The organism is Alistipes sp. AF14-19 (assembly GCF_003461645.1).
GTDB classification, from domain to species: Bacteria; Bacteroidota; Bacteroidia; order Bacteroidales; family Rikenellaceae; genus Alistipes; species Alistipes shahii.
Genome location: NZ_QTXM01000003.1, coordinates 309,525 through 335,263 on the forward strand (window position 1 = coordinate 309,525; position 25,739 = coordinate 335,263).

22 protein-coding genes are annotated in these 25,739 nt (G+C 59.4%); 10 read left to right on the plus strand and 12 right to left on the minus strand.

The features are described from left to right. The first annotated feature begins 4 nt into the window (after positions 1–4). The 4 genes from ftsA (at position 5) to DWW03_RS04995 (ending at position 4,846) form a co-directional block, all read left to right on the plus strand. The gene (gene ftsA, locus DWW03_RS04980; protein ID WP_022061686.1) at positions 5–1,471 is read left to right on the plus strand and encodes a cell division protein FtsA; all 1,467 of its coding nucleotides are present in this window, start codon (positions 5–7) and stop codon (positions 1,469–1,471) included. 186 nt (positions 1,472–1,657) lie between these two features. Continuing rightward, positions 1,658–2,986: a cell division protein FtsZ gene (gene ftsZ, locus DWW03_RS04985; RefSeq protein ID WP_022061685.1), complete on the plus strand. Its 1,329-nt coding sequence runs from the start codon at positions 1,658–1,660 to the stop codon at positions 2,984–2,986. A 16-nt stretch (positions 2,987–3,002) separates the two neighbouring features. After that, entirely contained in the window at positions 3,003–4,283 is a 1,281-nt protein-coding gene (gene gldE, locus DWW03_RS04990; protein ID WP_022061684.1) for a gliding motility-associated protein GldE, read from the plus strand. Further along, entirely contained in the window at positions 4,280–4,846 is a 567-nt protein-coding gene (locus tag DWW03_RS04995) for a 4'-phosphopantetheinyl transferase family protein (protein ID WP_015546997.1), read from the plus strand. The genes gldE and DWW03_RS04995 overlap by 4 nt, the downstream gene beginning before the upstream one ends. Here DWW03_RS04995 and DWW03_RS05000 read toward each other — a convergent pair. After that, positions 4,843–6,267, minus strand: coding sequence for a BamA/TamA family outer membrane protein (locus tag DWW03_RS05000; protein ID WP_015546998.1), 1,425 nt, complete (start codon positions 6,265–6,267; stop codon positions 4,843–4,845). The genes DWW03_RS04995 and DWW03_RS05000 overlap by 4 nt on opposite strands. Positions 6,268–6,403: 136 nt before the next feature. Between DWW03_RS05000 and DWW03_RS05005 the strand changes: the two genes are divergently transcribed. Continuing rightward, positions 6,404–7,045: a pentapeptide repeat-containing protein gene (locus DWW03_RS05005; protein WP_022061683.1), complete on the plus strand. Its 642-nt coding sequence runs from the start codon at positions 6,404–6,406 to the stop codon at positions 7,043–7,045. Between the two features lie 306 nt (positions 7,046–7,351). Here the strand turns inward: DWW03_RS05005 and DWW03_RS05010 are convergent, their stop codons facing one another. The 10 genes from DWW03_RS05010 to DWW03_RS05055 all read right to left on the minus strand — a co-directional run bounded on the left by DWW03_RS05010 (position 7,352) and on the right by DWW03_RS05055 (position 20,201). Beyond that, the gene (locus DWW03_RS05010) at positions 7,352–8,560 is read right to left on the minus strand and encodes an aminopeptidase C (protein ID WP_022061682.1); all 1,209 of its coding nucleotides are present in this window, start codon (positions 8,558–8,560) and stop codon (positions 7,352–7,354) included. Between the two features lie 183 nt (positions 8,561–8,743). Further along, on the minus strand, positions 8,744–11,041 hold the full coding sequence (gene topA, locus DWW03_RS05015) for a type I DNA topoisomerase (RefSeq protein ID WP_118406418.1): 2,298 nt from the start codon (positions 11,039–11,041) through the stop codon (positions 8,744–8,746). A 78-nt stretch (positions 11,042–11,119) separates the two neighbouring features. Then, a complete protein-coding gene (locus DWW03_RS05020) occupies positions 11,120–12,790 on the minus strand; it encodes a DUF4270 family protein (protein ID WP_118406419.1) in 1,671 nt (556 codons plus the stop codon). Next, positions 12,774–13,580, minus strand: a complete 807-nt coding sequence (locus DWW03_RS05025) for a glycogen/starch synthase (RefSeq protein WP_015547005.1) — start codon at positions 13,578–13,580, stop codon at positions 12,774–12,776. Before DWW03_RS05025 ends, DWW03_RS05020 begins: the two co-directional genes overlap by 17 nt. Positions 13,581–13,620: 40 nt before the next feature. After that, positions 13,621–14,670: a tRNA preQ1(34) S-adenosylmethionine ribosyltransferase-isomerase QueA gene (gene queA, locus DWW03_RS05030; RefSeq protein WP_022062659.1), complete on the minus strand. Its 1,050-nt coding sequence runs from the start codon at positions 14,668–14,670 to the stop codon at positions 13,621–13,623. A gap of 139 nt (positions 14,671–14,809) precedes the next feature. Continuing rightward, a complete protein-coding gene (gene truB, locus DWW03_RS05035) occupies positions 14,810–15,526 on the minus strand; it encodes a tRNA pseudouridine(55) synthase TruB (RefSeq protein ID WP_015547007.1) in 717 nt (238 codons plus the stop codon). Beyond that, entirely contained in the window at positions 15,526–16,317 is a 792-nt protein-coding gene (locus tag DWW03_RS05040; RefSeq protein ID WP_015547008.1) for an undecaprenyl-diphosphate phosphatase, read from the minus strand. Before DWW03_RS05040 ends, truB begins: the two co-directional genes overlap by 1 nt. A gap of 101 nt (positions 16,318–16,418) precedes the next feature. Further along, positions 16,419–16,679, minus strand: a complete 261-nt coding sequence (locus DWW03_RS05045; RefSeq protein ID WP_022062660.1) for a DUF3098 domain-containing protein — start codon at positions 16,677–16,679, stop codon at positions 16,419–16,421. Further along, a complete protein-coding gene (locus tag DWW03_RS05050; protein WP_015547010.1) occupies positions 16,680–17,561 on the minus strand; it encodes a cell division protein FtsX in 882 nt (293 codons plus the stop codon). Positions 17,562–17,708: 147 nt separating this feature from the next. Then, a complete protein-coding gene (locus DWW03_RS05055) occupies positions 17,709–20,201 on the minus strand; it encodes a YfhO family protein (RefSeq protein WP_022062661.1) in 2,493 nt (830 codons plus the stop codon). A gap of 87 nt (positions 20,202–20,288) precedes the next feature. Here DWW03_RS05055 and DWW03_RS05060 point away from each other — a divergent pair, with 87 nt between their 5' ends. Continuing rightward, positions 20,289–21,278, plus strand: a complete 990-nt coding sequence (locus DWW03_RS05060) for a polyprenyl synthetase family protein (protein ID WP_015547012.1) — start codon at positions 20,289–20,291, stop codon at positions 21,276–21,278. A 41-nt stretch (positions 21,279–21,319) separates the two neighbouring features. Then, the gene (locus DWW03_RS05065) at positions 21,320–22,606 is read left to right on the plus strand and encodes an MFS transporter (protein ID WP_022062662.1); all 1,287 of its coding nucleotides are present in this window, start codon (positions 21,320–21,322) and stop codon (positions 22,604–22,606) included. A 330-nt stretch (positions 22,607–22,936) separates the two neighbouring features. On the opposite strand, the gene DWW03_RS05070 is transcribed toward DWW03_RS05065, so the two are convergent. After that, on the minus strand, positions 22,937–23,245 hold the full coding sequence (locus DWW03_RS05070) for a hypothetical protein (protein ID WP_022062663.1): 309 nt from the start codon (positions 23,243–23,245) through the stop codon (positions 22,937–22,939). 303 nt (positions 23,246–23,548) lie between these two features. On the opposite strand from DWW03_RS05070, the gene DWW03_RS05075 reads away from it, so the two are divergent. The 3 genes from DWW03_RS05075 to DWW03_RS05085 are packed head-to-tail and all read left to right on the plus strand — an operon-like array spanning position 23,549 to position 25,531. Further along, on the plus strand, positions 23,549–24,331 hold the full coding sequence (locus tag DWW03_RS05075) for an HK97 family phage prohead protease (RefSeq protein WP_022062664.1): 783 nt from the start codon (positions 23,549–23,551) through the stop codon (positions 24,329–24,331). Next, positions 24,313–24,624: a hypothetical protein gene (locus tag DWW03_RS05080; RefSeq protein WP_022062665.1), complete on the plus strand. Its 312-nt coding sequence runs from the start codon at positions 24,313–24,315 to the stop codon at positions 24,622–24,624. The genes DWW03_RS05075 and DWW03_RS05080 overlap by 19 nt, the downstream gene beginning before the upstream one ends. Before the next feature lie 28 nt (positions 24,625–24,652). Continuing rightward, the gene (locus DWW03_RS05085) at positions 24,653–25,531 is read left to right on the plus strand and encodes a hypothetical protein (protein WP_022062666.1); all 879 of its coding nucleotides are present in this window, start codon (positions 24,653–24,655) and stop codon (positions 25,529–25,531) included. Positions 25,532–25,739: the final 208 nt, after the last annotated feature.

Here is a 25,739-nt window from a genome sequence, read left to right on the forward strand (position 1 = left end):
TACCGTGGAAAAAAAGAATTATACCGTTGCCGTCGATTTGGGCTGCTCGTCGGTCGTGGTGGCCGTCGGGGAGAAGACGCCCGAAGGCCTGCTTGACGTGGCGTGTGTCGTCACGAAGCCCGTCGAGGGAGTCAATGCGGGCCGGATCGAGAATATCGAACTGGTGAGCCGCGCCATCCGCGAGGCCGTGTCGGAGGCCGAGCAGCAGCTCGGAATCCGCATCACGGAGGCGTATGCCGGTATCTCGGGCGACTTCGTGCGCTGTGCGCGCCATACCGACCATGTCTTCGTCTACGATCCCCAGAACGGCGTCAACCAGAAGGACGTCGATGCGCTGTTCGACCGCATGCGCAACGTGCAGGCCCCCGACGACGAGACCATTATGGAGCGCGTGCCCCAGAACTACATGGTCGACGACAACCAGGAGGTGCGCAATCCCGTGGGTTCGTTCGGCAAGAAACTTTCGTCGACGTTCAACTTCATCCTTTGCCTCAAAACCCCGATGCAGCGTCTCGATATGGCCCTGAAACGCCTCGGCATCAAGATGCTGGGCGTCATGTCCGACGCGCTGGCGACGCCCGAAGCGGTGTTGCTGCCCGATGAGAAGGAGGAGGGCGTGGCCGTGGTCGACGTCGGCGGCGGCGTCACCGACGTGACGGTCTATTACCGCAACGTGGTGCGTTACGTCGCTTCGATCCCGATGGGCGCATCGGCCATCAACCGCGACATCCGCACGATGAGCGTTCCCGAGAAACACGTCGAGAGCCTCAAGCAGAAATACGGTTCGGCGGTCGCCGAACTGGCTCCCGAGGACAAGCTGATCCGCGTCAACGGCCGTACGGCCCGCGAGGCGAAGGACATTCTGCTGCGCAACCTGGCCACGGTGATCGAGGCCCGCGCCACGGACATCGCGGAGTTCGTGCAGCAGGAGATCAAGGATTCGGGATACGCCGGGAAACTGGCCTACGGCATCGTGCTGACGGGCGGTTCGGCCAAATTGAAGGACCTCGACGAACTGTTCCGCCGCGTGACGGGCATGGACGTGCGTGTCGCTGTGCCCGAGACGGGAATCACCGGGGAGTCGAAGGAGAAGGTTGCGGACGCCGCTTTCTCGACCGCCGTGGGCATCCTGCTCAAGGGGGCCGAACTGGGCGGCTGCGCCGTCATCGAGCACCCCGCGGCTCCTCGTTCCGAGCCGCACCGGCCTTTCACGCCGCCGCAGCCCGCAGCGGGCGGGTTCAAGGCTCCGCAGCCGCGTGCTGCCCAGCCCTATACGCCTCCCGTGCCGGTTCCGGAACCCGATTCCGGGGTGCAGGCCGGAGCCGAAGCGGCCGGACGGCCGGACGAAGAGCGTGCCGACGAGCCGCCGGTGATCGAACCGAAGCGCAGCCGCAACTGGGGTGCGATCTTCCAGAAGACCTTCGACAAGATCAACAAGAGTTTCACGGCCGCCGAGGACGAGGAGATTTAGGGTAGATCAGCTCGTCCGCATTCCGGTTGACATCCCGGCTGAACCCCCGGTTGCGCCGCGACAAGTCCCCTCCGGGGAGGGATTCAGGGAAGGGTCGGATTTGTAAACGCAGGGGAACGCCGCGAAAGCACCGCTCATCTGCGGGAAAGGTAATTTAAGTTGTTTGGATAATTAGGAAATAACGATATGACAGACGAATTGATGTCGGAAATCAAGGTCCCGCGCACGGACGGCTCGATCATTACGGTGGTCGGCGTCGGCGGCGCAGGGGGCAATGCCGTAAACCATATGTGGAACCTCGGGATCAGGGGCGTTACGTTCATGGTCTGCAACACCGACCAGCAGGCGCTCGACAAAAGCCCCGTTGAGCGGAAGATCCGCCTCGGCTCCGAAGGTCTCGGAGCCGGGAACGATCCGGAGAACGGCCGCCGCGCGGCCGTCGAGTCGCTGCCCGAAATCCGTCAGGTGCTCGAAGAGGCCGGTACGAAGATGCTCTTCATTACCGCCGGCATGGGCGGCGGAACGGGCACGGGAGCATCGCCCGTCATCGCCAAGCTGGCCAAGGAGATGGGGCTGCTGACCGTGGCCATCGTCACCTCGCCGCTGGCCGTCGAGGGCAAGATCCGTTACGAACAGGCGTTCCGCGGTATCGAGGAGCTGCGCCAGAACACCGATTCGCTGCTGATCATCAACAACGAAAACATTCTGGAAATCTACGGCCGCCTCTCGCTGAAGCAGGCTTTCGGCAAGGCCGACGACATTCTGGCCTCTGCGGCCAAGGGTATCGCGGAGATCATCACCGTCGAGAGCGATCTGGTGAACGTCGACTTCGCCGATGTCTCGAAGGTGATGCGCAACAGCGGCCGGGCGCATATGGCCGTGGCTACGGCCGACGGCGACAAGCGCGCCGAGGCGGTGGCCGAAGCGTCGCTGCGCTCCCCGCTGCTGGATCACAACCTGATTTCGGGCGCCAAGAACATCCTGCTGAATATTTCGGTGTCGGACGCCGACGCCCTGATGTACGAGGAGGTGGTGCAGATTCTGGAGTATATTCAGGCCCACGCCAGCGTGCAGGACGACAACGGGGTGATCCACAACGCCAACATCATCTGGGGTACGAGCGAGAAGCCGCAGCTGGGCAATTTCATCGAGTTGGTGGTCGTGGCCACGGGATTCGAAGGCGACGCGCAGCCCGGCGTGATGAAGCAGATCATTCCCCCGGTCCGCACCGTCGAACCGGCCGTCAAGGAGACGTCCGCCGCGGCACCCGTGCTGGAGCCGATCAAACCCCTGCCCCCCAAACCCGCCCAGCGTCAGCCCGAACTGGTGATGCTCGGCGCCAAGCCGACCCGTTACAGCAACATCGACACCCTGCTGGCCAAACCCGCCTACCAGTCGCGCAACTCGAAGTTCATCGTGCGCGTCCCCGGCAGCCGCAAGGAGGTGCTGAAGGACGATACGACCGATGCCCAGGCGCAGAAAGAGGAGTCGCAGGGCGGCTCGCTATTCGATTAACTAACCGATTTTCAATTTGGAAGACGCGCATTCCTGGATTACGTTCAACGGGTTCTCACCCCATATCGCCGTGCTTTGCGCGGTGACGCTCTGCCTGTTGTGTGTTTCGGCGCTCGTTTCGGGGGCCGAGACTTCTTTTTTCTCCCTCTCGCACAATGATATACGTCATTTGCAGAGCCGCAGAAGCGCATCGGCCGCCGCCATGCTGCGGCTGCTGGCGAACGTCGACCTGCTGCTGGCCACGATCCTGGTGGTCAACAATCTGGTGAATATCTGCATCGTCATCCTCACGGCCGGGATCATCGACTCGGTCTTCACTTTCCTGCGGTTCGAGTTCCTGTTCAAGACCGTGCTGGTGACTTTCCTGCTGCTGCTTTTCGGCGAGATACTGCCCAAAGTGCTGGCGCAGACGATTCCCCTGCGCTTCGCCTCGATGGTGGCCCGTCCGCTGCTGGTGCTGCGGTGGGTTTTCTATCCGCTCTCCTATGCGCTGGTCCGCACGAGCAGCCGCATCAGTGAAAAGGCCGCGCACAAGAGCGAGATTTCGCTCGACGAACTGGCCGACGCCGTCGACATGACGCAGAGTTCCAGCCCCGAGGAGCACGTGATGCTTTCGGGCATCGTCAACTTCGTCAATACCGAAGTGCAGGAGATTATGAAACCCCGTGTGGACATCACGGCGCTCTCCATGACGGCCGATTACGAGACGGTCAAGAGGACGATCATCGAATCGGGCTTCTCGCGCATCCCGGTCTACGAGGAGGATGTGGACAATATCCGCGGGACGCTCTACGTCAAGGACCTGCTGCCCTACATCAACAACGGCGGCGATTTCGCGTGGCAGCAGCTGATCCGCAAACCCTATTTCGTCCCCGAGCACAAAAAGATCAACGACCTGCTGGCCGACTTCCAGTCGAACAAGGTCCACATGGCCATCGTCGTCGACGAGTACGGTTCGACGCTGGGGCTGGTGTCGCTCGAAGACATCATCGAAGAGATCGTCGGCGAGATTTCCGATGAGAGCGACAACGACGAGTGCTTCTACACGCGGCTCGACGCCAAGAGCTATATTTTCGAGGGAAAGACCCACCTCGGGGATTTCGAGCGTATCCTCGACATCGGCGAGGACGTTTTCGCCGACGTCCGGGGCGAGGCCGAAACCCTTGCCGGGCTGATGCTCGAACTCAAACGCGACTTTCCGCGCAAAGGCGACGTCTTCACTTCGCACGACCTGCGTTTCACGGTGCAGGAGATGGACGGCCACCGGGTCGATAAAATCCGCGTCGACCTTCAATGATTCCGGCCCTGTGGACATCGCCGCCGCTGACGGCCGAAGAGTCCGCCCGGTGGACGACTTCCGAAGAACGTGCCGCGGCAGCCGGGTTCGTGTCGGAACGCCGCCGGGCCGAGTTCCTTACGTGGCGGGCTGTGGTGCGCCGCGAACTGGGGGACGACGTCGGGATCGCCTACGATGCGCTGGGCGCCCCGGTGCTGACGAACCGGGCCGTCCATATCTCCGTCGCCCATTGCGCCGGCCGCATCGCGGTCTGCGCCTCCCCGGAGCGTTGCGCCGTGGACATCGAACCCGCAACGCGCGATTTCAGACGCGCCGCGAGCCGCTACCTGACGCCTGAAGAGGAGGCCCTTTCCGACGACCCGCTTCTGCCGGGGATCGTCTGGTGTGCAAAAGAGACGCTCTACAAGTATGCCGGACGCCGGGAGCTGGATTTCCGGAGGGATCTGCACGTCGTGCGGCTCGACCTTGCTGCCGGGACGCTGGCGGGACGGATCGGAAACGGAGAGCCGGTCAGGCTCTCCGTCTCTCTGGACGAAGGTTTTATCCTCGTATATATTCTTTAGAATGCTTCCGAAGCGGTGAACAGGAACGCCGAGGATCGCTTGCGGTCCCACGGCAGATTCTGGTTGCCGAAATTGCCCCAGCCGTAATCGAGGCGGATGTTCATGCGGTTCTTGAATTCGAAGCGGTAGCCGCAGCCGAAACTGCAAAGCGTGTTTCCCCAGCGGAATTTCTCCGTGCCCCAGACCTGCCCGCCGCCGATCCATCCCACGATGCCGTGGCGGCGGTAGATTTTCTGCCGCAGTTCGATCTGCGTTTCCACCAGTTTTTTGTCGCGGTAGCGTCCCTCGTAGTAACCGCGCATGCGTTCCATGCCGCCCATTTTGGCGTACATGTGCCACGAGGGGGTTCCGGTCGTGGCGTCGGCGTAGAGGTCGCAGGCCAGCACGGCCCCTTTCCAGAGTTTCTGGTAGAAGTCGAAGGTCAGCGTGAAGCGTCCGAACGTGCGGCGCGTGTTTCCCAGCCATTCGGGATACCATTTGGCCTCGGCCTTGATGAAGATGCCCTTCGAGGCGTTGAACGTCACGTCGCGCGTGTCGTACTGGGCGAAAAGCCCGACATTGGCGTTGAAGGCGTTGGGCTTGTCGCCCGTCGTGGCGATGTAATTCGAGAACGGGTCCTGTTTCGCAGGGTCGTAGCGTCCCTCCTGCCAGAGGTTGTAAAGCTCGCCCATCTTGCCGCCCGGAACCGGTTTTCCGGACTCTACGTCGGCCTGGATGCCGTTCATGCGGTCGGCCATGCCCGAATTTTTGTACTTGGCTCCGGAGTAGTCGATGCCGCCGCTGACGCCGATGTAGAAGCGGCCCACGAGCGAGGTGCAGTAGGAGATGCGGAAGGCGCCCATCGTCGTGGTGAGGTCCTGGGCGTAACCCTCCTTGCCGGCGTTGTAACCCACGCCGTAGAAGGCGCCGGGGAAGTAGACGAATGCGCCCGAGTAGCTCAGCCGCTGTTTGTTGTGGTTGTAGATGTTGTCGCCCGAAAAGCGCAGCAGCACGAATTTTTCGGTCGTGAAGTTGCCGTAAATCGAAATGTTCGACGGTGCGGTGACCGAGTCGGTGCGGTCGAGCCGGTAGAGTCCCGCCAGCAGGAATCCGATGCCGAAGCCTACGTCCGAGGAGTAGTTGGGTCCCGGGGCGATGCTCCAGTCGATCTTCTTTTCGAAGGTGCGGTCCACGTTCGAACGGCTGTAATAGTCGATGATGCGGCGGATCAGCCCCGGACGTTTCACCGGAGCGGCGAGGGCTGAAGTGTCGGCCATCCGGACGTGCCTGGCGTTCGGGTGCGCCTCGGCCTGTCCGATCTGTGAAAGCGTAGTTTCGGTCGATGGGAAATTCTCCTTCGAGGTGTCCTTGTTCTGGGCCGACGCGCGCAGCGCGGCTGTCGTCAGCAAAACGGTGAGGAGAAGGAAACAGGTCTTTTTCATGAATTTGGAGCTCGGAGTCGACAGCAAAGATAACCAATATTTCCGGTTGCGCAAAATGAACAATCCCAACCTCCGGAAGTAGTAACGAAACGGGTAAAAATTCCTACCTTTGCGGCAATTCAAACAATTGCCGCCCATGGAAATCGCCGCACCGCAACTGCTCCGGGAGTCAGCAGCGTCCGCTGATCCCGTTCGGATGACCCGTGACGAGGAGATCGCCGACGCTTCGTTCCGCGCTGCGGACTTCGCATCGCTCGACCGCGAGCACCTTTCGGTGCAGGGATGCCTCTTCACGGGCTGTCTCTTCGCGGGGAGCGTGCTTGCCCGTTCGCAGTTTTCGGACGTGGTTTTCCGCAACTGCGATTTCTCGAACGCCGACTTGCTGGGGTGCAGTCTCCACCGCGTACGGTTCGCCGACTGCAAACTTTCGGGAACGAATTTCGCCGAAACCGCGCTCAACCACCTGCTGTTCGAACGTTGCAAGGGCGAGTTCGCCAATTTCGCCTTTTCGCGGCTGCGCACGGTGCGTTTTGCGGGCTGTCCGATGCATGGCGCCGCTTTCGGGGACTGCCGTTTCGAACGTGTCGAGTTTGCGCAGTGCGACCTGACACAGGCCGAATTCTTCGGCACCCGCCTGCGCGGACTTTCTTTCGCCGATTCGGACATCCGCGGCATTCGCGTTCGCGAGATCGGGTCGTTTGAATTGAAAGGATTGAAAATTAGTCCATTGCAGGCTGTTGAGCTGGCCCGTCTGCTGGGCGTCGAGATCGAAGAATAGAGATTTATTCAAAAAAATTACAAATTTTATAAAAAATCTTAATAAAATATTTGGAAGTTTGGTTTCCGCGCACTACTTTTGTCCTGTCTTAAATGATAAAATATTTTAAGAATTAATTAAAATTATTTAGTATGAAAGCAAGGATTAACGAGTGGTTCCGTACCGCCCTGATCATGTTGGGAGAGAGCATCAAACTGCGCGAGATGTAAAATCTCCCTTTCAGTAGACTTAAAAACTTAAACTTCGATAAACGAACAGCCCGGCTTTTGCAAGCCGGGCTGTTTTGTCGTTGCGGGGATCGTCGGTCTATTTGACGCCGATTTTCTTGAGAATCGCCTTCGGAACGGCGTTTTTGTTGACCAGCACGGTCATCGTCTTGTAGGCGACGAACGGGCGCGAGAAATACCAGTAGCCGTCGTAGGGACCTGTCGTGTTCCACGAGTTCTTGACCTTGTAGTAGGGCGTTCCGTTCTGGTCGGTGGCCGTGCCCACGATCTGCATGCCGTGGTCGTCGGTGGTCTCGTAGTTGTCGTAGCCTTTCTGGCGAAGCTCCTGCGTGACGGTGCGCTCCCTGCCGGGTTTGTCGAACTTGTAGAGCGCCTCGTCCTTCTCCTTCTGGGTGAGTTTGCCCCACTTCTCGGCTTCGGTTCCCTGCATGCCTTCGAGGTCGGCTTCAGGGACGATGCCCAGACCTTTGGTGCGGCTGAACCCCTTCTCGCTCACGTCGGTTCCCCAGGAGATCGTGTAACCCTTCTCCAGCGAGTTGTCGATGATCTGCATGAACTCGTCCAGGGGCACGTTCCATACCTTGTCCCAGTTCCAGTTGTCGGGGACCTCCATGGCGAACTCCGTGTAGAAGGGGTGGTGGGTGAACGAGGTGAATTCGATGTAGTCGCCGAGGTCGATCGGCAGCGACGCGGCGAACGACGCCGGGGTGTACTCCCTGCCCCGGTAGGTGAACTTCCCGGGCATCGGGCCGAAATAAGCGTCGAGGATGCCGTTCAGCCCGGCCTGCCAGGCCGTCGTGAGGCGGCTGTCGCTGCGCTTCCCGCCGGCCTTGATCACCGCGTCGGCGTAGGCCTTGATCACGGCGTCGATCTCATCGAAATTGGGTTTGTCGTAGCCGTAGTTCAGTCCCGGATAGACCTCCTCGGGGACGATGCCGTACGCCTCGATGCCGTGCAGCACGTCGTGGGCCTGTCCGCCGACGGCGAGGTTCAGCGAGCCGTGCAGGCGGACGTATTTCACGGCCTTTTCGAAGTAGATGTTGCGCACGATCCACATCTCCGAAAGGTCCAGTTCGGGACCTCCGGCGCGGAGGATTTCGCTTTCGAGGAACGAGAGGGTCGAGTAACACCAGCAGGTTCCGCTGCGGCTCTGGTCCTTGACCGGGGTGACGGGCAGGATTTTGACGTCGGTGAAACGGTAGCCTTCCGGGGCGGCCGTGTCGGGCGTTTGTGCCGCGGCTCCGAGCGCGTAGCAGAGCGCAAGTGCGGCGAGAATCGGTTTTTTCATCAATCGTTCGGTTTTCGGTGTTTGCTTTCTTGCGGGTCGTTTCGCAGTCCCGGTACGGTTTCTCCGTTTTGCGGCCAGACCCTTTTATCTCGGTACGGTTTTTCTGTTTTGCGGCCAGGCCCTTTTGTTCCGGGGAGGGTTTTCCGTTTTGCGGCCAGACCCTTCCCCTCTTGTCCGGGGCGGTTACTTTTTCGATCCTGCGACGATCTTCAGACAGTCGTCGAGGGTGAGTTCCTCGGGCTTCGCTCCCTTCGGCAGGCGGTAGTTCTTGCTCTTGTAGGCGATGTAGGGTCCGTAGCGGCCGTTCTTGACGAGCATGTCGGCATCTTCGGGGAAACTCTTCAGCGGCGTGTTGGCCGCGGCCGCGGCCGCCTGGTGTGCGCGGACGATCTCAACGGCGCGGTCGTAGCCGATCGTGTAGGGGTCGTCGGTCTTGGCCAGCGACGCGAACGACTTTCCGTAGCGCACGTAGGGACCGTACTTGCCGATGCCGACCATCAGCTCCTCGCCGTCCAGCTGTCCCAGGTCGCGGGGCAGGGCGAAAAGCTCCAGCGCCTCTTCGAGCGTGATCGACTCGATCAACTGGCCCTTCTTGAGCGACGCGAAGCGTCCCTTCTCGCCTTCGTTCCCTTCGATCTCGACCATCGGGCCGTAACGGCCGATGCGCGCCTTCACGATGTGCCCCGTCTTGGGATCGTTGCCCAGAATGCGCACTTCGCGCGTCTTGGCGGTCTGCGTCGTGATGGCCGAATCGACCATCTTGTGGAAGGGACCGTAGAACTCGTCGATCATCTTGTCCCAGGTGATGTCGCCCTCGGCGATGCGGTCGAACTCCTTCTCTACGCTGGCCGTGAAGTTGTAGTCGATGATCGGGCCGAACTGCTCCTCCAGGTAATCGTTGACCACCATGCCGATGTCGGTCGGCGAAAGTCGGTTTTTCTCTTTGCCGTAGTTTTCCGAGAGGGTCTTCGAGGCGATCTTTTCGCCCGTGAGCGTCAGCTGTGCGTAGTTGCGCTTCTGCCCGTCCCTGTTCTGTTTGACGACGTAGCCGCGGTTGATGATCGTGGTGATCGTCGGGGCGTAGGTCGAAGGACGGCCGATGCCCAGCTCTTCGAGGCGTTTGACGAGCGAGGCCTCGTTATAGCGCGCCGGAGCCGAGGTGAAGCGCTCTGTGGCGGTGATCTGCGACGGGAGGACCCGGTCGCCGGCCGTGAGTTTCGGCAGCAGCCCCTCGCCGCTCTCGGCAGCCTGGTCGTCGTCCGTGGATTCGGAGTAGAGGCGCAGGAAGCCGTCGAAACGGACCACCTCGCCCTGTGCGACGAACTGGTTCGAACTGCCCGACATGTCGATGGTGATGGTCGTGCGGTCCAATTCGGCGCAGACCATTTGCGAGGCGACCGTGCGCTTCCAGATCAGGTCGTAGAGCTTCTTCTCGGCGGGCGTGCCCTCGATCTCCTGACGCTCGATGTACGACGGGCGGATGGCCTCGTGGGCCTCCTGCGCACCTTTGGTCTTGGTCTTGTAGTTGAACCAGCGCGAATATTTCTCGCCGTAGAGTTTCGTGATCTCCTCCTTGCACTGGGCCAGCGCCTGCTGCGAGAGGTTCACCGAGTCGGTACGCATGTAGGTGATCAGACCCTGCTCGTAGAGGTGCTGCGCGACGGACATCGTCTGCGATACGGACATGCCCAGCTTGCGGCCCGCCTCCTGCTGGAGCGTCGAGGTGGTGAACGGCGGCGCGGGGTAGCGCTGTGCGGGTTTCTCCTCGGCCTTGGCCACCGTGAATGTGGCGCCGATGCAGCTTTGCAGGAAGGTTTCGGCCTGCGCCTCGGTTTCGAAACGCGACGAAAGTTCGGCCTTGAAGAGCGTCTTCTCCGGGTCTCCGGCGGCGTAGAACTGGGCCACGACACGGAAATAGGCTGCCGAGCGGAAGGCGATGATCTCGCGTTCGCGCTCCACGATCAGGCGCACGGCGACCGACTGCACGCGGCCTGCCGACAGCGCCGGACGTACCTTCTTCCACAGCACCGGCGACAGCTCGAAGCCGACCAGCCGGTCGAGGATGCGGCGTGCCTGCTGGGCGTTGACCAGGTCCATATTGACCGTGCGCGGCTTCTCGATGGCTTCCAGAATCGCCCGCTTGGTGATTTCGTGGAAGACGATGCGCTTGGTCCGGTCGACGGGGAGACCCAACACTTCGGTCAGGTGCCATGCGATGGCTTCTCCTTCGCGGTCCTCATCGGAGGCGAGCCAGACGGTCTTCGACTTGGCCAGTTTCGTGAGTTCGTCGACCACTTTCTTCTTGTCGCCGGGGATTTCGTATACGGGCTTGTAGCCTTCTCCGATATTGATGCCGAGATCCTTCTTCGCAAGGTCGCGGATGTGTCCGAAGCTCGATTTTACGATAAAGTCCTTGCCGAGAAACTTCTCGATGGTCTTGGCCTTGGCGGGGGACTCTACGATTACTAAATTTTCCTGCATTGCTGTTTTGATGGCTTTTTCAGAAAAGCGAAAACCTAAGCATTACACTTAGGTTCCGCAAAAGGGGTTATCTGTTGTTTACTTGATCAGGTTGTACGCCATACTGAAACGGATCGGGGCGTTGTTCGGTTCGGCAGTCCCGGCCTGTGTCGGCATGCCCTGCAACACGCCGAACGAGGTCGTGTAGAGGCCGTACGCTTCGGGTCCGATGTATACCGAGCGGTTCTTGACTTTGTCCCAGTCGATGTTCGCAACCTCGCCGCCCGCATCTGCCTTGGCTTCCATGTAACTGTTCCAGAGCTGCTGCATGTAGCCCGTGATGTCCATTACGTAGCAGCCGCGGCTGCGGTTGATCTTGCCGTTGTAGGCGAGCGTTACCGAAGAACCGTAGTTCTGCTCGTAGATGTAGGCGTAGTCCGAAATCGGCGTCAGCGTCTTGTAATTGGTGTACATGCCCAGCCGCGCCGGGTATGCGTTCATCTGGTCGGTCATGCGCAGGATGTCGCCGGCCGTTCCGTCCGCGATCTTCTCCCACTCGTAGTCGCTGTCGTTGAAGTAGATCGACATGCGTACCTGGCTGAACGCGAGTGTTTTGAAATTCTTGCCGTCGGCATTTCCCTTGGCGATCTCCGCCTCCAGCTCCGCGAAGAACTCCGGGCTGAAGGTCATCTCGGTCACCACGCCGCCCATGCCTTCGACATAGACGAGGGGATTTTCGGGCCGGTTCTCGGCCGTCTCGCGGGCTTCCTCTATGTTTATCCTTCGGGCGATCGTGGCCTCCTCGTAGCCGTGCTTGACGTTGTTTACCGAGACGTTGCCGAATTCCGCGCCGTCTTCGTAGAAGTAGTAGACCATGCCGATCGTGTCCTTGATCAGCGAGGGGTCGTCCTTCACGCGGTTACGTCCGTAGACCGACAGGCCCGAATAGGTCAGTTCCGTGGCGAAGATCGTTCCCTTGCCGTACTCGGTGAGCGGCTTCTCGGGGTTCGGGGCGATGTAAAGTCCCTTGAACGCCTCGACCCAGTATTTCAGGCTGTCGGCGCTGTAAATCGAGTAGTCGCCGGCATACTCGCCCTCCTGAAGCATCAGGCGGCGGATGTATTTTTTACCCGCTTCGGTCGGCTCCAACGTCACGGCCGACGTGGTCGAGGGGTATTTGCCCTCGCCGCCGAGCGTGAAGGTGAAGAGCGGCTCGTCGGGGTTGTAGACGCCTTCCGCCACGGGGTCGAAATTGAGGTAGAAGGTCGAGTCGCGCTGCGATTTGTTGGGCGCTATGGGTTTCTCGGTGAGGTATTTGTTGCTGACGACCTCGTAGACCGCGAAGGACTGCTCGGTCACCGAGTCGCGGCCGAAGCTGGTCACCTTGAGCAAGATCTGCGCCGAGTCGAAGATCGGCATGTAGCCGAAGTAGCCTGAATCGACCTTGTAATAGTTGACCATCTGCGAAAGGAATCCCGCGGAACGGTGGCCCAGCGTGTCGTTGAGCATCGAACCCATGTAGCCGTAGGTGATGTTCGAACTGACGATCGAATCGGTCTGGAACAGGCGTGTTTCGACGTATTTCTTCGGGTTCAGTTCGTCGGCCCGGGGGAGCTGAACGTATCCCGCCCTCATCTGCTGGTTGTCGGGGATGAGGTTTCCGCCCAGCGTATCGTCCACCTTGGTACAGCCCCCGAGGGTCAGTCCTATCGTGGCAGCCAGCGCTGCAACGGGGAGCAGCATGCGGCGGAAGTTATTGAATCGCTTCATAGAATCGGTTGTAATTATCGAAAAAGTCCTCTGCCTCGGGCGATTGGTATTCGAGCATCGGCTTTCCGCTCGCGCGGGCCATGTCCAATACTTTCGGGTCGACATCCGGGGATGCCGCAACCACTCCGTCGGCATATTCCATAACGAAGCGACAGAGGTTTTCGTATGACGGAGTGTCGAGAATCGCAAGATTTTTGTCCTTGACGCCTTCGCCGGCGATCTTGGCGCCGAATCCGGGATCGAGTTCCCCGGAGAAGCCGTCGCCGTAGAGCGACACCACGACCTTGACGTCGCGGAAGATCGGGTCGTCGGCGAAGATCCGTTTCAGGTAAACGGGAACCACGGCCGTGAACCAGCCGTGGCAGTGCACCACCGTCGGGGTCCAGCGCAGTTTCTTGACCGTTTCCAGTACGCCGCGGGCGAAAAAGATGGCCCGTTCGTCGTTGTCCTGAAAGTAGTTGTCCGCGCCGTCGGTCAGCACCGCCTTGCGCGAGAAGTAGTCGTCGTTGTCGATGAAATAAATCTGTACGCGCGCCGCGGGTATCGACGCCACCTTGATAATCAGCTGGTGGTCGTTGTCGTCGATGATGAGGTTCATGCCCGACAGCCGGATAACCTCATGCAGCTGGTGCCTGCGCTCGTTGATGCAGCCGTAGCGGGGCATGAAGGTGCGGATCTCGTTCCCGCGTTCCTGCATTGCCTGCGTCAGCGCACGGCAAAGCCGGGAACCCTCCGTTTCTGGAAGATAGGGGGTGATCTCCTGACACACGTACAGAATTTTGCTTGCCATGGTTTTGAGGGTTTATATCTGCAAAGGTAGTGAAAAAAAATTAAAGAATGAGCATCGCGTCTCCGTAAGTGCCGAAACGATACCCCTCTTCCTTGGCTACCTTGTAGGCGTTCATCACGGTTTCGTAACCGCCGAAAGCCGCCACCATCATCAGCTGGGTCGAGTAGGGCAGATGGAGGTTGGTCACCATGGCGTCGGCCACGGTGAATTCGTAGGGGGCGAAAATGAACTTGTTGGTCCAGCCTTCCATGGGTTTGATCATGCCGTTGGTCGATACGGCGGTTTCGATCGTGCGCATCACCGTCGTGCCGATCGCCACGACCTTGCGCTCCTGCCGTTTGGCCGCGTTGACCGCTTCGGCGGCGGCCTCCTCGACGAAGAACTGCTCGGAGTCCATCTTGTGCTTCGAGAGGTCCTCGACGTCCACCGTGCGGAAGTTTCCCAGCCCGACGTGCAGCGTCACGAACGTCTTGTCGATGCCCTTGATCTCCATGCGCTTCATCAGGTGTTTCGAGAAGTGCATGCCGGCCGTCGGGGCAGCCACGGCGCCCTCCTTCTCGGCGAAGATGGTCTGGTAACGCTCGGCGTCCTCGGGTTCGACCTTCTCGCGTACCCACTTCGGCAGAGGCGTTTCGCCCAGCGCGAAGAGCGCATGCTTGAACTCCTCGTAGGAGCCGTCGAACAGGAAGCGCAGCGTGCGGCCGCGCGAGGTGGTGTTGTCGATCACCTCGGCCACCAGCAGGTCGTCGTCGCCGAAGTAGAGTTTGTTGCCGATACGGATTTTGCGCGCGGGGTCCACCAGCACGTCCCACAGCCGCAGTTCGCGGTTGAGTTCCCGCAGCAGGAAGATTTCGATTTCGGCGCCGGTCTTCTCCTTGTTGCCGTAGAGGCGTGCCGGGAAAACCTTCGTGTCGTTGAAGACGAACAGGTCCTTTTCGTCGAAATACTCGATGATGTCCTTGAAGATACGGTGCTCGATAGTGCCTTTGGCGCGGTTGATGACCATCAGACGCGACTCGTCGCGATTGTCGGCCGGGTATTTGGCCAGCATTTCGGGTGAAAAGTCATACCCGTACTGCGATAATTTCATAGATGAACGCTCTTTTTTACGTAATGTGGTTCGACATTTTCTGCGTTCGGCGGGGCCTGAAACGCGGTTTTGCCTCTGCCCCGCCTGCCGGAAAGGTTCCGGAAAACAAAGACAGATTATTTTTTATACGCAAAAAAGTCTATTTTGTTTCAAGTTTTTGCAGATTTTCAAGAAATTCGTCCAGCTCATAGGATTTTTCGAGCGTGAAGCCGCCGCTGCGCGTGCGGCGCAGCGAGGTGAGGTGCGCCCCGCTGCGGAGCGCCTGTCCGATCTCGTGGGCCAGCGAGCGGATGTAGGTTCCCTTGCTGCAACGCACGCGGATACGCACCCGCGGCAGGTCGTATTCCACGATCTCCATTTCGTAAATGTTGATCAGCGCCTGGCGTACGGCGACCTCCTCGCCGGCGCGGGCCAGTTCGTAGGCCCGTGTGCCGTCGATCTTCTTGGCCGAGTAGACGGGCGGGGTTTGGAGCCGCTCGCCGGTGAGCGAGGCGAGGGCTTCGGCGACCGCTTCCCGCGTGATGTGCTCCCACGGGTAGGTCCGGTCTATCTCGTGTTCCAGATCGTGGCTCGGGGTCGTGGCGCCCAGCATCACGTCGGCCACATACTCCTTCTCCTCGGCTTGCAGGGCGTCGACGAGTTTGGTGGCGCGGCCGATGCAGACCAGCAGGATGCCCGTGGCCAGCGGGTCGAGCGTCCCGGCGTGTCCGACCTTGATTTTGCGGTAACCCAGCCTGCGGAGCGCGAATTTGATTTTGCGCACCACGTCGGTCGAGGTCCAGCGCAGGGGCTTGTCCACGACGGCGATGTATCCGTCCTCGAAATTGATGCCGCGGAGGTCCAGTGCTTCTTTCATCAGCAGAAATAGCTTGTGATCGACACCAGTCCCGCAACGGTGCAGTAGACGGCGAACCAGATGAGTTTGCCCCGCTTCACGACCTCGATCATGAATTTGCAGGCCAGACATCCCGTGATGAACGATGCGAGGAATCCGGCGATGAGCGGCCCTGCGGCGATACCGGCGGTCAGATCGCCGCTTGTCGCCTGGAGCAGGGTTTCGCCCAGGATCGGAGCCAGCACCATCAGGAACGAGAACTGCGCCACGGCGGCTTTCTTGTTGCCCAGCAGCAGGCCTGTGGCGATGGTCGAACCCGACCGCGAAAGTCCCGGCATGGCGGCGCATGCCTGCGCCAGTCCGATGATCAGGGCGTCGCGGTAGGAGATCGTCTCCTTCTGCCGCGGCTTGGCGTAGTAGGCGAAGGCCAGCAGCGCGGCCGTCACGAGGAGCATCGCGCCCACGACGGCGAGGATGTAGGGTGCGTTGAGCAGGTCGTTGATCCGGTCCTTGAGCAGGAACCCGACGATGCCGATGGGGATCATCGAGAGGACGAGTTTCAGTACGTAGGCCTGCTCTTCGTTGAACCGGCGCGAGAACAGTCCTTTCAGGAGGCGCCAGACTTCGCTCCACAGCACGACGATCGTGCTCAACACCGTGGCAGCGTGGAGCGCCACGTCGAACGTGAGGTTTTCTTCGAGTTGTACGCCCAGCACCTCCTTGGCGATCTGGAGATGACCGCTGCTTGAAACGGGCAGGAATTCGGTGATGCCCTGCACGATGCCGAGCAGGATAGCTTGCAGTGTGTCCATTTATTTTTTAGAAAGGGTCTTGAGTTGTCGGCTGTTCCGGTCCGCCGGCCGTTGCCGGGCGGGTCTCCCCGCCGGGACGGCGTTCCGCAACGGGCCGGGAATTACTTGTAACGTCGCATGATCGCATAGATCTCGATGACGAAACCGCCGATCACGAGGATCGGGGCCAGCGTGATGCGCCTCCACGAGAACATCGCGTAGTTGAATTCGTCGGGCGAGTCGCTGCCTCCGCCGGCCATCAGGACGAAGCCCAGGAGGACGACCGCGAAACCGATCGCCAGCAGGACGTAGTTGCGCCGCGTAAGGGGCATGCGGGGATTTTCCGGTACGGGGTCCTGCGCGTTCTTCTGTTCGTTTTTCATTTAATAAAGGTATATCTTGTTCGACTTCATGTTGATGAATTTGTTGAGGGCCGCAAAGGTGAAAAGCCCCGAGATGATGATGCCGCCCGCAATCATCGAGCCGAGGATGATGGCGATTTTGCCGGCTTCGGCAATGGTCATCAGTTCGGGGACCGCCTCGTTCAGCCCGTAGACGGCCAGACCGAACAAGGCCGAGGCGGCCGTGCCGGCCAGGATTCCCTGCGTGAGGCTGCTTCCGAGAAAGGGCCGCATGATGAACCACTTGGTGGCCCCGACCAGCTTCATCGTGTTGATCAGGTAGCGTTTCGAAAAGATCGCCAGCCGGATGGTGTTGCTCAGCAGGATCAGCGAAATGACCAGCAGCGCGCCGCCGAAGAGCAGCAGTACGAGGCGTATCTTGTTCACCGTGGCGTGCAGCCGCTCGGCCATCAGCGCCGGGTACGACACGCGGTCGACGCCTTCGATGCGTCCGGCGGCGGCGATGAACGAGTCGAGCAGCTCCTTGTCGGAGGATGCCGACGTGAGCGTGAGTTCGAACGAATCCAGCAGCGGGTTCTCCGGCAGGATCTCCTCGAACGAACTGCCGAACATCTTGCGGAACTCCTCCTCCTCGGCTTTCTCCTCCTTGGCGGAGTAGGCGATCGTCGCGACCATCTCCTCGGCGGTCAGGCGTTTGCTGATGGTCTCTTTCTGCGCCTCCGAAAGCCCGTTCTTCAACTCCACGGTGACGGCGATGCTCTCCTGGAGCGTGTCGGCGACCTTCAGCGCCGCGACCATCAGGTAACCCACCGATCCCAGCAGGAACAGCACGAGCGTGATGCTCACCGTCGACACGATGTAGGAGTTGCGGACCTTTCGCTTCAGTCTTTTATCGTCTTTCATGGCGTTTGTCGTGATAATGGCAAATTTCGGGCTTCCCTTGTTGCCGCGAATCGGAAATAGGCCGGCTGTGTCCGATCCGCAACCCCTGCGCGAAACCCGAAATTTTACGCACGCTGACGATAAACGGGTTTGCGCGGGTCGCCCTTTTTATTTCTCTTTTTCCGTTCTTTTTCTAAAACAATAGACCAGCGCCGCGACGGCTCCCAGCAGGATCGCGAGCGACGCCGCGAGCGTCACGCCTTCGACGGCCGTCCAGCCCGGTGCGCGGAACCGCCATTCGACGGTGTGCGTGCCGGCGGGCAGCGTCATCGCCCGCAGGACGTAGTCGGCCCGGAAGTAGGGGCTTTCCTCGCCGTCGACATAGGCCTTCCAGCCCTGGTCGTAAAAAATCTCCGAGAACACCGCCACCGCCTCTTCGGGGAGCGTGTATTCGTATTTGAGGTAGTTCGGGCGGTACTCCGTGAGCTCGATCCGGGCGGAGGCGTAGATGCCGAGGGGCATGGGCCGCGATGCGCTCTTCGCCGGATTCTGCCCCGACACCACCGCTGTCGTGCGGAGGTCCGTCTTGCCCAGCAGGTCGATTTCCGCCTGCGCCGAGGGGGCGTAGATGACGCTGTCGACGAACCACGCCGCTCCGAAGGCCGTCGTGCGGCGCTGCGCTTCGGGCTGCCCCTCCTTGCCCGGAACGATCAGGTAGCGCGTGTTGAGCATGTCGAGCACTCCGTCGTCGGCGTTGGAAAGGTAACGGTCGATCAGATCCTGGTAGCGGGCCAGCTTCGCCCCGTGGTAACCGCCCACCGAGCGGTGGAAATAGGAGGTCGTGGCGTCGTTGAAGGGGCTGACCGTGAGGTTCAGCACCCGGTAGCCCGGGTCCTTGTCCTGCATGATCGCCTTGTCGGCCGCCGAGGCCGTCACCTGGTTGCGGCGCGGCGAGACGAAATTCTCCGACGAGAGGAACCGCAGGTCGACCGGCACGAGGTCCAGCAGCATCACGCCCGCGAGCAGGCCCGTCAGTACGTATCGGTTGATCCGGCGCAGGGCGAACAGCGCCACGCCGCCCGCCGCCAGCAGGATCATCACGAGCGAACGCCATGCGTCGGCCCGCATCATCGCCGCGCGGTCGGCGGCCATCGCGTCGGCCGTCGCTTCGGCCCATTCGATGTCCATTCCGCGGTCGATGTACGACCGCATGTTGTTGCTTTCGAAGATGTGACGGAACGTATCGGTCATATAGTCCGCGCTTTCGGCGCGTCCGAAGTCGAAGAGCGATCCTCCGGCGACGGCCAGCAGCAGGCACGCTCCCCCGGTGATTCCCGCAGCCCATGCCAGCGCGCGCAGCAGCCGTTCGCGGGGAATCTCCCCCTTCCAGAGCCGCATCAGGGCCAGCGCTCCCAGCAGCGGCACGGCCCATTGCACGACGACGAGCGTCATCGAGACGGTGCGGAATTTATTGTATCCGGGCAGGTATTTGAACGCGAATTCGGTGAACCCCATCAGGTTGCGGCCCCAGGCCAGCAGAATCATCACGACGCATGCGGCGATGATCCACCATTTGTTGCGCCCCCGGGCCAGCGCGATGCCCAGCGCGGCGAGGAACACCGCCGCGGCGCCCAGATAGGTCGGGCCGCCCGTGTAGGGCTGCGTGCCCCAGTAGGCCGAGAGCTGCTGCGCCGCGCCGCGCAGACCGTAGTCGTTCAGCACGGCCGCCGTCTGTCCGTCGGCCGGGAAGGTCGTGCCCGATTCGCGGCCCATGAAGTCGGGTACGAGCAGGTTGAGGGTCTCGGCCTTGCCGTAGCTCCACGCCGTCGCATAGTCGAGCGCGAGGCCGTTTTTCGAGGTTTCGGCCGTCGCGGCAAGCTCCGATCCGCCGCGGATGGTCTCCTTCGAGTGGCGGGCCGTGTACCACAGGGGCGAGAAATTCGATCCTACGGCCAGGATGCCCGCCGCGACGAGCGCCGCGGTGCGCAGGGAAAAATCGCGCAGGCGTCCCTCCCTGAAAGAAAGGATTCCTTCGCTGATCCAGAATGCGGCCATCGCCACGAGGAAATAATAGGTGATCTGCGGGTGGTTGGCGCCGATTTCGAGCGACGCCGCAAGCCCCGTGAGCGCCGCGCCGCACCAGACGTTACCCCGCAGGGTCATCCACGCGCCGCTCATCATCAGCGGAGCGTAGACCAGCGCCCACATTTTCGTGACGTGCCCCGCGCCGATGATCAGCAGGAAGTAGGTCGAAAGCCCGTAGGCCAGCGCCGCGACGATGCCCACCCACGGGTTGATCCCGACGATCAGCAGCATGAGCCACATCGAGACCATGGCGAAAAACAGGAATCCGGCGGGCGTGTCGATGATCTTCACCACCTGTCCGACGGTCCGCTTCACCAGCTGGGCCGGATAGGCCACGTTGATCAGGTAGGCCGGCATGCCGCCGAACATGCCGCCCGTCCACTGCGGGTCTTCGCCCGTCGCGGCGCGCATGTCGCTGATATCCTTGGCCATGCCTTCGTATTGGATGACGTCGTGCTGGGGCAGCGCTTCGCCCCGGAACTGCGGGGCGAAATAGGCGGCGCTCACCACGAAAAAGAGTGCGAAGGCCGCCAGGGCCGGCAGCAGTTTTGATCTTATAGTGTTCGAAAAATCCATTCCAGCGTGTCTTAACCGATTGCCAAAGGTACGAAAAAACATTGACAGTCCGTGTCTTCATTGCGAAAAATGACTATCTTTGCGGATATGATTACACTCGATGACATCCGCAAACCCGTGACTGCGGAACTGGAGGCCCTCGACGAATTCGTAGACCGCCAGTTCACGGCCGAGGGGGAGCTGCTCTCCGATATGCTGCGTTACGCCCTTTCGGCGCGCGGCAAAGGCATCCGTCCCATGCTCGTCATGCTTTCGGCGGCGATGAACGCCCCGGTAAAAGGGGCTGCCGCGGGCCGCAGGGCCTGTCTGGCCGCCATGCTGGTCGAAATGATCCACGTCGCGTCGCTGATCCACGACGACGTGATCGACGAGGCCGACATGCGCCGCGGCAAGCCTTCGGCCAACGCCCGCTGGCAGTCGCACAAAGCCGTGATCCTGGGTGATTACATCCTTGCCAAAAACATGAACATAGGCTTGCAGAGCGGGCAGTTCGACCTCGTTACGCACGTCTGCGGGTCGATGGCCGCGCTGTGCGAGGGCGAGGTCCTGCAGGACGAGTGCGCCGCCAACAGCACGATGACCCGCCAGGCCTATCTTGACATCATCTATAAGAAAACCGCGAGCCTTCTGGGCGTCAGCGCGTCGGCCGGGGCGCTGGCCGTGGGCGCCACGCGCGACCGGGTGGCCACGATGCGGCGTTTCGGCGAAGCCGTGGGCATGGCCTTCCAGATTCAGGACGACATTCTCGACTATACCCCGACGGCCCACACGGGCAAACCCGCCAACAACGACCTGCGCGAAGGGAAAATCACCCTGCCGCTGCTGTCTGTGCTCGACCGCGCTTCGGATTCCCGCCGCAGGGAGCTGCTCGAACGGCTCTCCCGCTGTCACGAGAGCGACGAGGAGGTCGAGTACCTGCGCTCCACGGTCGAGAACGAGGGCGGCCTCTCTTTCGCCGCCGAGGTGATGCAGGGCTACATCGCCCGCGCCGTGGAGATGCTCTCCGACTATCCCGATTCCGAATACCGTTCGGCGCTGGTCAACCTCTGCGCCTACATCGCCGAACGGGACCGATGACCCCCCCCCGAAACTTATTAACCTAAACATTGATAGATTTTATGGAACAAAAGAAAAATTACACCTTGCCCATCGTCATGATGTTCTTGCTCTTTGCAATGATCTCCTTCGTGACGGGACTTTCGAATCCGCTGGGCGTCATCGTGAAGAATCAGTTCGCCGTGGCGAACTGGATGTCCCAGCTGGGCAACTTCGCCAACTTCATCGCCTATGCCGTGATGGGCATTCCGGCGGGCATGATGCTCAAGCGCATCGGCTATAAGAAGACGGCGCTTGCCGCCGTGGCCGTCGGTTTCGTCGGCGTGGGCATCCAGTACCTTTCGGGCGTTGCGGGCAGCTTCCCGGTCTATCTGATCGGCGCTTTCGTTTCGGGCTTCTCGATGTGTATGCTGAACACGGTCGTGAACCCGATGCTCAACACGCTGGGCGGCGGCGGCAAGAAGGGTAACCAGCTGATCCAGTTCGGCGGCTCGCTCAATTCGATTTCGGCGACCATCGTTCCGATCCTCGTGGGTTACCTGATGGGTAACGCGGCCAATGCGACGATCAGCGACGCGGCTCCCGCGCTGTGGATCGCCATGGGCATCTTCGCCGTGGTGTTCTTCGTGCTGGCGGCGGTCCGCATTCCCGAACCCTTCGCGATCCAGGACGCCAAGAGCGAGAAGAAGGACAAGCACAGCGCCATGTCGTTCCGTCACTTCGTGCTGGGTACGGTGGCCATCTTTATCTATGTAGGTGTCGAGGTGGGCATTCCCAACTTTATGAACCTGTTCCTGACCTCCACGCCCGACGCGGCGACCCCCGGTATCGGAATGGCTGCTGCTGCGGCCGGTTCGCTCGTGGGCACTTACTGGTTCCTGATGATGTGCGGCCGTCTGATCGGCGGCGTCATCGGCGGCAAGGTCTCGAGTAAGGCGCAGCTGACGGCGGTTTCCGTCGTGGCGCTGGTCTTCGTGCTGCTGGGCATCTTCGCTCCGATCGACACGATGGGCCGCATGCCGGTGTTCACGGGTACGGGCTTCGCCATGATCGAGGTTCCCATCGGCGTCATGTTCCTCACGCTGTGCGGTCTCTGCACGTCGGTGATGTGGGGCGGCATCTTCAACCTCGCCGTCGAGGGACTCGGCAAATACACCTCCATGGGCTCGGGTATCTTCATGGTGATGGTTTGCGGCGGCGGTATCCTTCCGCTGATCCAGGGCTATGTGGCCGACATCTCCAACTACCTGTCGAGCTACTGGGTGATCATCGCCGGTCTGGCCTACATGCTCTTCTATGCGCTCGTAGGTTCGAAGAATGTCAACAAGGATATTCCCGTAGAGGATTAATTCCCGATTTTAGAGGGCGTTTTTGCTCTTGCTCTCGTGCGGCGCGAATGGGACGTACTCCGGTACTGCCCGTCCGCGCCGCACTCGTTCGAGCGCCAGCCGGCATCTTTGCGGTCAAAAGCGCCGGAACGCTTTCCGCTCCGTTCATCACGGTGGGGCGGAACTATATCGGGCATTTCGAAAATTCCAGTCCAAAAACAGGAAATTTCAAAGTTCAGCCTTGAAATATCGACAAAAAAGTGGCAAAAATAAAAGACCCTTTAAACTCGGTTTAAAGGGTCTTTGTTTGGAATGTCATTGCAAGTTCGTTATACTTGCAATAAATTGGGGTTAGTCACACCATTTTACAACGGGAATATGGTAAGGAACAATTTTAATAGCACGGTCATCGCCATTTGTCATTGTTTCTATCGCTTCGTGCAACCACCGCAGAGTAACCATAGCTTCCGCGACATCCGAACGGCCCATATTTTCAGTGTCGCTCAAAATATACTCTGTAAGTGTGAAATAAATCAGTTTTAAATGTTTAGCGGCCGCTTTCGGATCGAGGTAGTCGGTTAGACATGCGACCAGTTCGTCGAAATTGTACTGATTAGCAAACTGCGCAACTTGTGCGGCATCTCGTTGATAGGTAAACATAGCTTATAAGATTTAGGAAATGAAAAAAAGCCACTCTAAGGTGTCCTACGCTCTTATAAGAAAGCGCTGGGGCGTTTCCACTACCCACACCATAAGTGGCTATAATTCTGTGATTTGTTTTTGCAAAAGGCATGACTTATAAGATTTAGGATATGCAAATATAGTAAAAGAGACGGAATAAAATACAAAGTTTATCAAAAAATCGGATTGCCAAGGGTTGAAAATAATTTGTATATAGGTTATAAACAATTTTTTGCCATGGCGCATATATGAAGGATATTTGTGCTATCCAAATACTTTTACATGACATACACATTTATCATCTCCGACGAAAGCGTCAATGCGGACGGCTTTGTTATTCAGACAAAGGGCATCCGCACGGAACGTTTTAAAAAGAATCCCGTGATGCTCTACATGCACGCACGGGAAAAAGGCGTTATAGGCCGCTGGGACAACATCCGGACCGAGGGTTCGCAATTGATTGCCGACGCCGTATTCGACGAAAATAACCCGCTCGGAAAAGAGGTTAAAGAGCGTGTAGACGGCGGCTTTCTGCGCTCGGCGTCTATCGGCCTGTCTGTTCTCAATTACGAGAGGATCGACGGCGTAGACACCGTAACGGACTGCGAACTGACCGAGGTGTCGATCGTCGATATCCCGTCCAATCGGAACGCCGTCAAACTGTTCGACAAAAGGGGGCTTATCGTATTGAGCCTTAAAGAATCGGCAGACGGGGACAAAGACCTGCGTACGCAACTGATCGAGGTGCTGAAACTGCCTGCAACAGCGACGGATGGGGAGATCATAGAAACCGTAACAGCCCTATCCGGTAATGCAGGCCCGGCGGAACCCGACACGGAAAAGGCCCTGCGGCTGGGGTATGTCGAATCGTCGCAGCTCATGCTCCTGAAACACATGGCACGGACCGACAAATCGGCATTCCGCAAGTTCATGCAGGACAAGGAGCAGGCCGCGGCGGTGGATATAGACAAAGAGTTGAAACAAGCCGTCAACCTCGGTAAATTCGGTATGCCTGACCGTGTGTATTCGAGCATATCGGCAAACAGTTGGGTGTCAAGGCTCTGAAGGAGGTCCTCGAAGTCATGCCCGAAAAGGTGTCGTTTGCGGCTTTCTTCGGCCCGAACCGCAACGACATGACCAACCGGGCCAACTGGGGACTGAAAGAATACCGCAAATACGATCCGCAGGCATTGAGCGATGATCCGGAGTTATACGCCCGCCTGCGGGAGAAAGAATACGGGGAAGAACAGGAACCGTATCATAACCTGGCCTATTACCGCAAACATAACCCCGAGTATCTGGCACAACATCCCGACCAATACGAGCGGTTGCTTGCCCGCGAACGTAAAAACAAGTAACGAACAATCAATTACAAATACAATATTTATGGCATTAAACAGAGAGGTCTGGATAGACCAGGTAAAAGAGGGTTTCTACCCCGACGACCGTTTCCTGCAAAAGGCGACGGACTATTCGCAGTTCGTGGATCACAACCGCCTGCACATCGCGTCGGCGGGTATCGACCCGAAGGTTTTGGTCAATAATACGACCTATCCTATCTCGGTGATCGGGCGTGATGACGAGGACAACGAAATCCGGCTCGACAAGTTCGAGACCGAAAACACCATCGTCCGCCGCCCCGAAGCGCTGGAGTACAGCTACGACAAACTCGAAAGCGTTATCGGCCAGCACCGTTCGACGCTCCGGGCAAGTGTGGCGACGAAAGCCGCGCACGCTTATGCCCCGGCGGAAGATACCGAAAACACTCCCGTAATTATCACGACGGGCGAAAGCATCACGGGCCGCAAGCGGTTGCGGTTTGCGGACATCCTCGCGCTGAAAGAGCGTTTCGACGATGTGGACGTACCGCTCGATGAACGTTATCTCGTGTTGCATCCGAAGCACGTTTCCGACCTGCTGCTCGAAGACCTCAAACTCTTCAAGGATCTGACGAGCATCAAAGACGGCGAGCCGCTGAAATTCGCCGGGTTCGGCTGTTACGCTTTCTCGCGCATGCCGACGTACCGCATGATGGACGGCGTGCTGAAAAAGGTCGCATTCGGAGCGGCAGCGGCCGAGGGAGACAGGTTCGCCTCGTTCGCGTTCTACGCAAAGGAGGTGATGAAAGCCGACGGAGATATTCACATGTACGCCACGGAGAACGACCCCAAAGAGCGTGTGACGATCGTAGGTTTCGACAAACGGTTCGTAGCATTACCGATCCGCGGCAAGGGCATCGGCGCGATTGTCAGCGCATCCGTTTAAAGGGCCTTTAAACCCGCTAAATTTCGTGTATTATGGCATACAACAATAAGAACTACCTCGAAAAGATAAAACAGGCCGTAGAGGTGACAAAAGCGCACTATGAACCGGGGCGGCAGGATCGGAATCATCGGTGGGTATGGAACAATTATATTTATGATACCCGTTGGTTGAATTAAAAAGTTAGTAAAATGACAAATGAAAGGTTGTG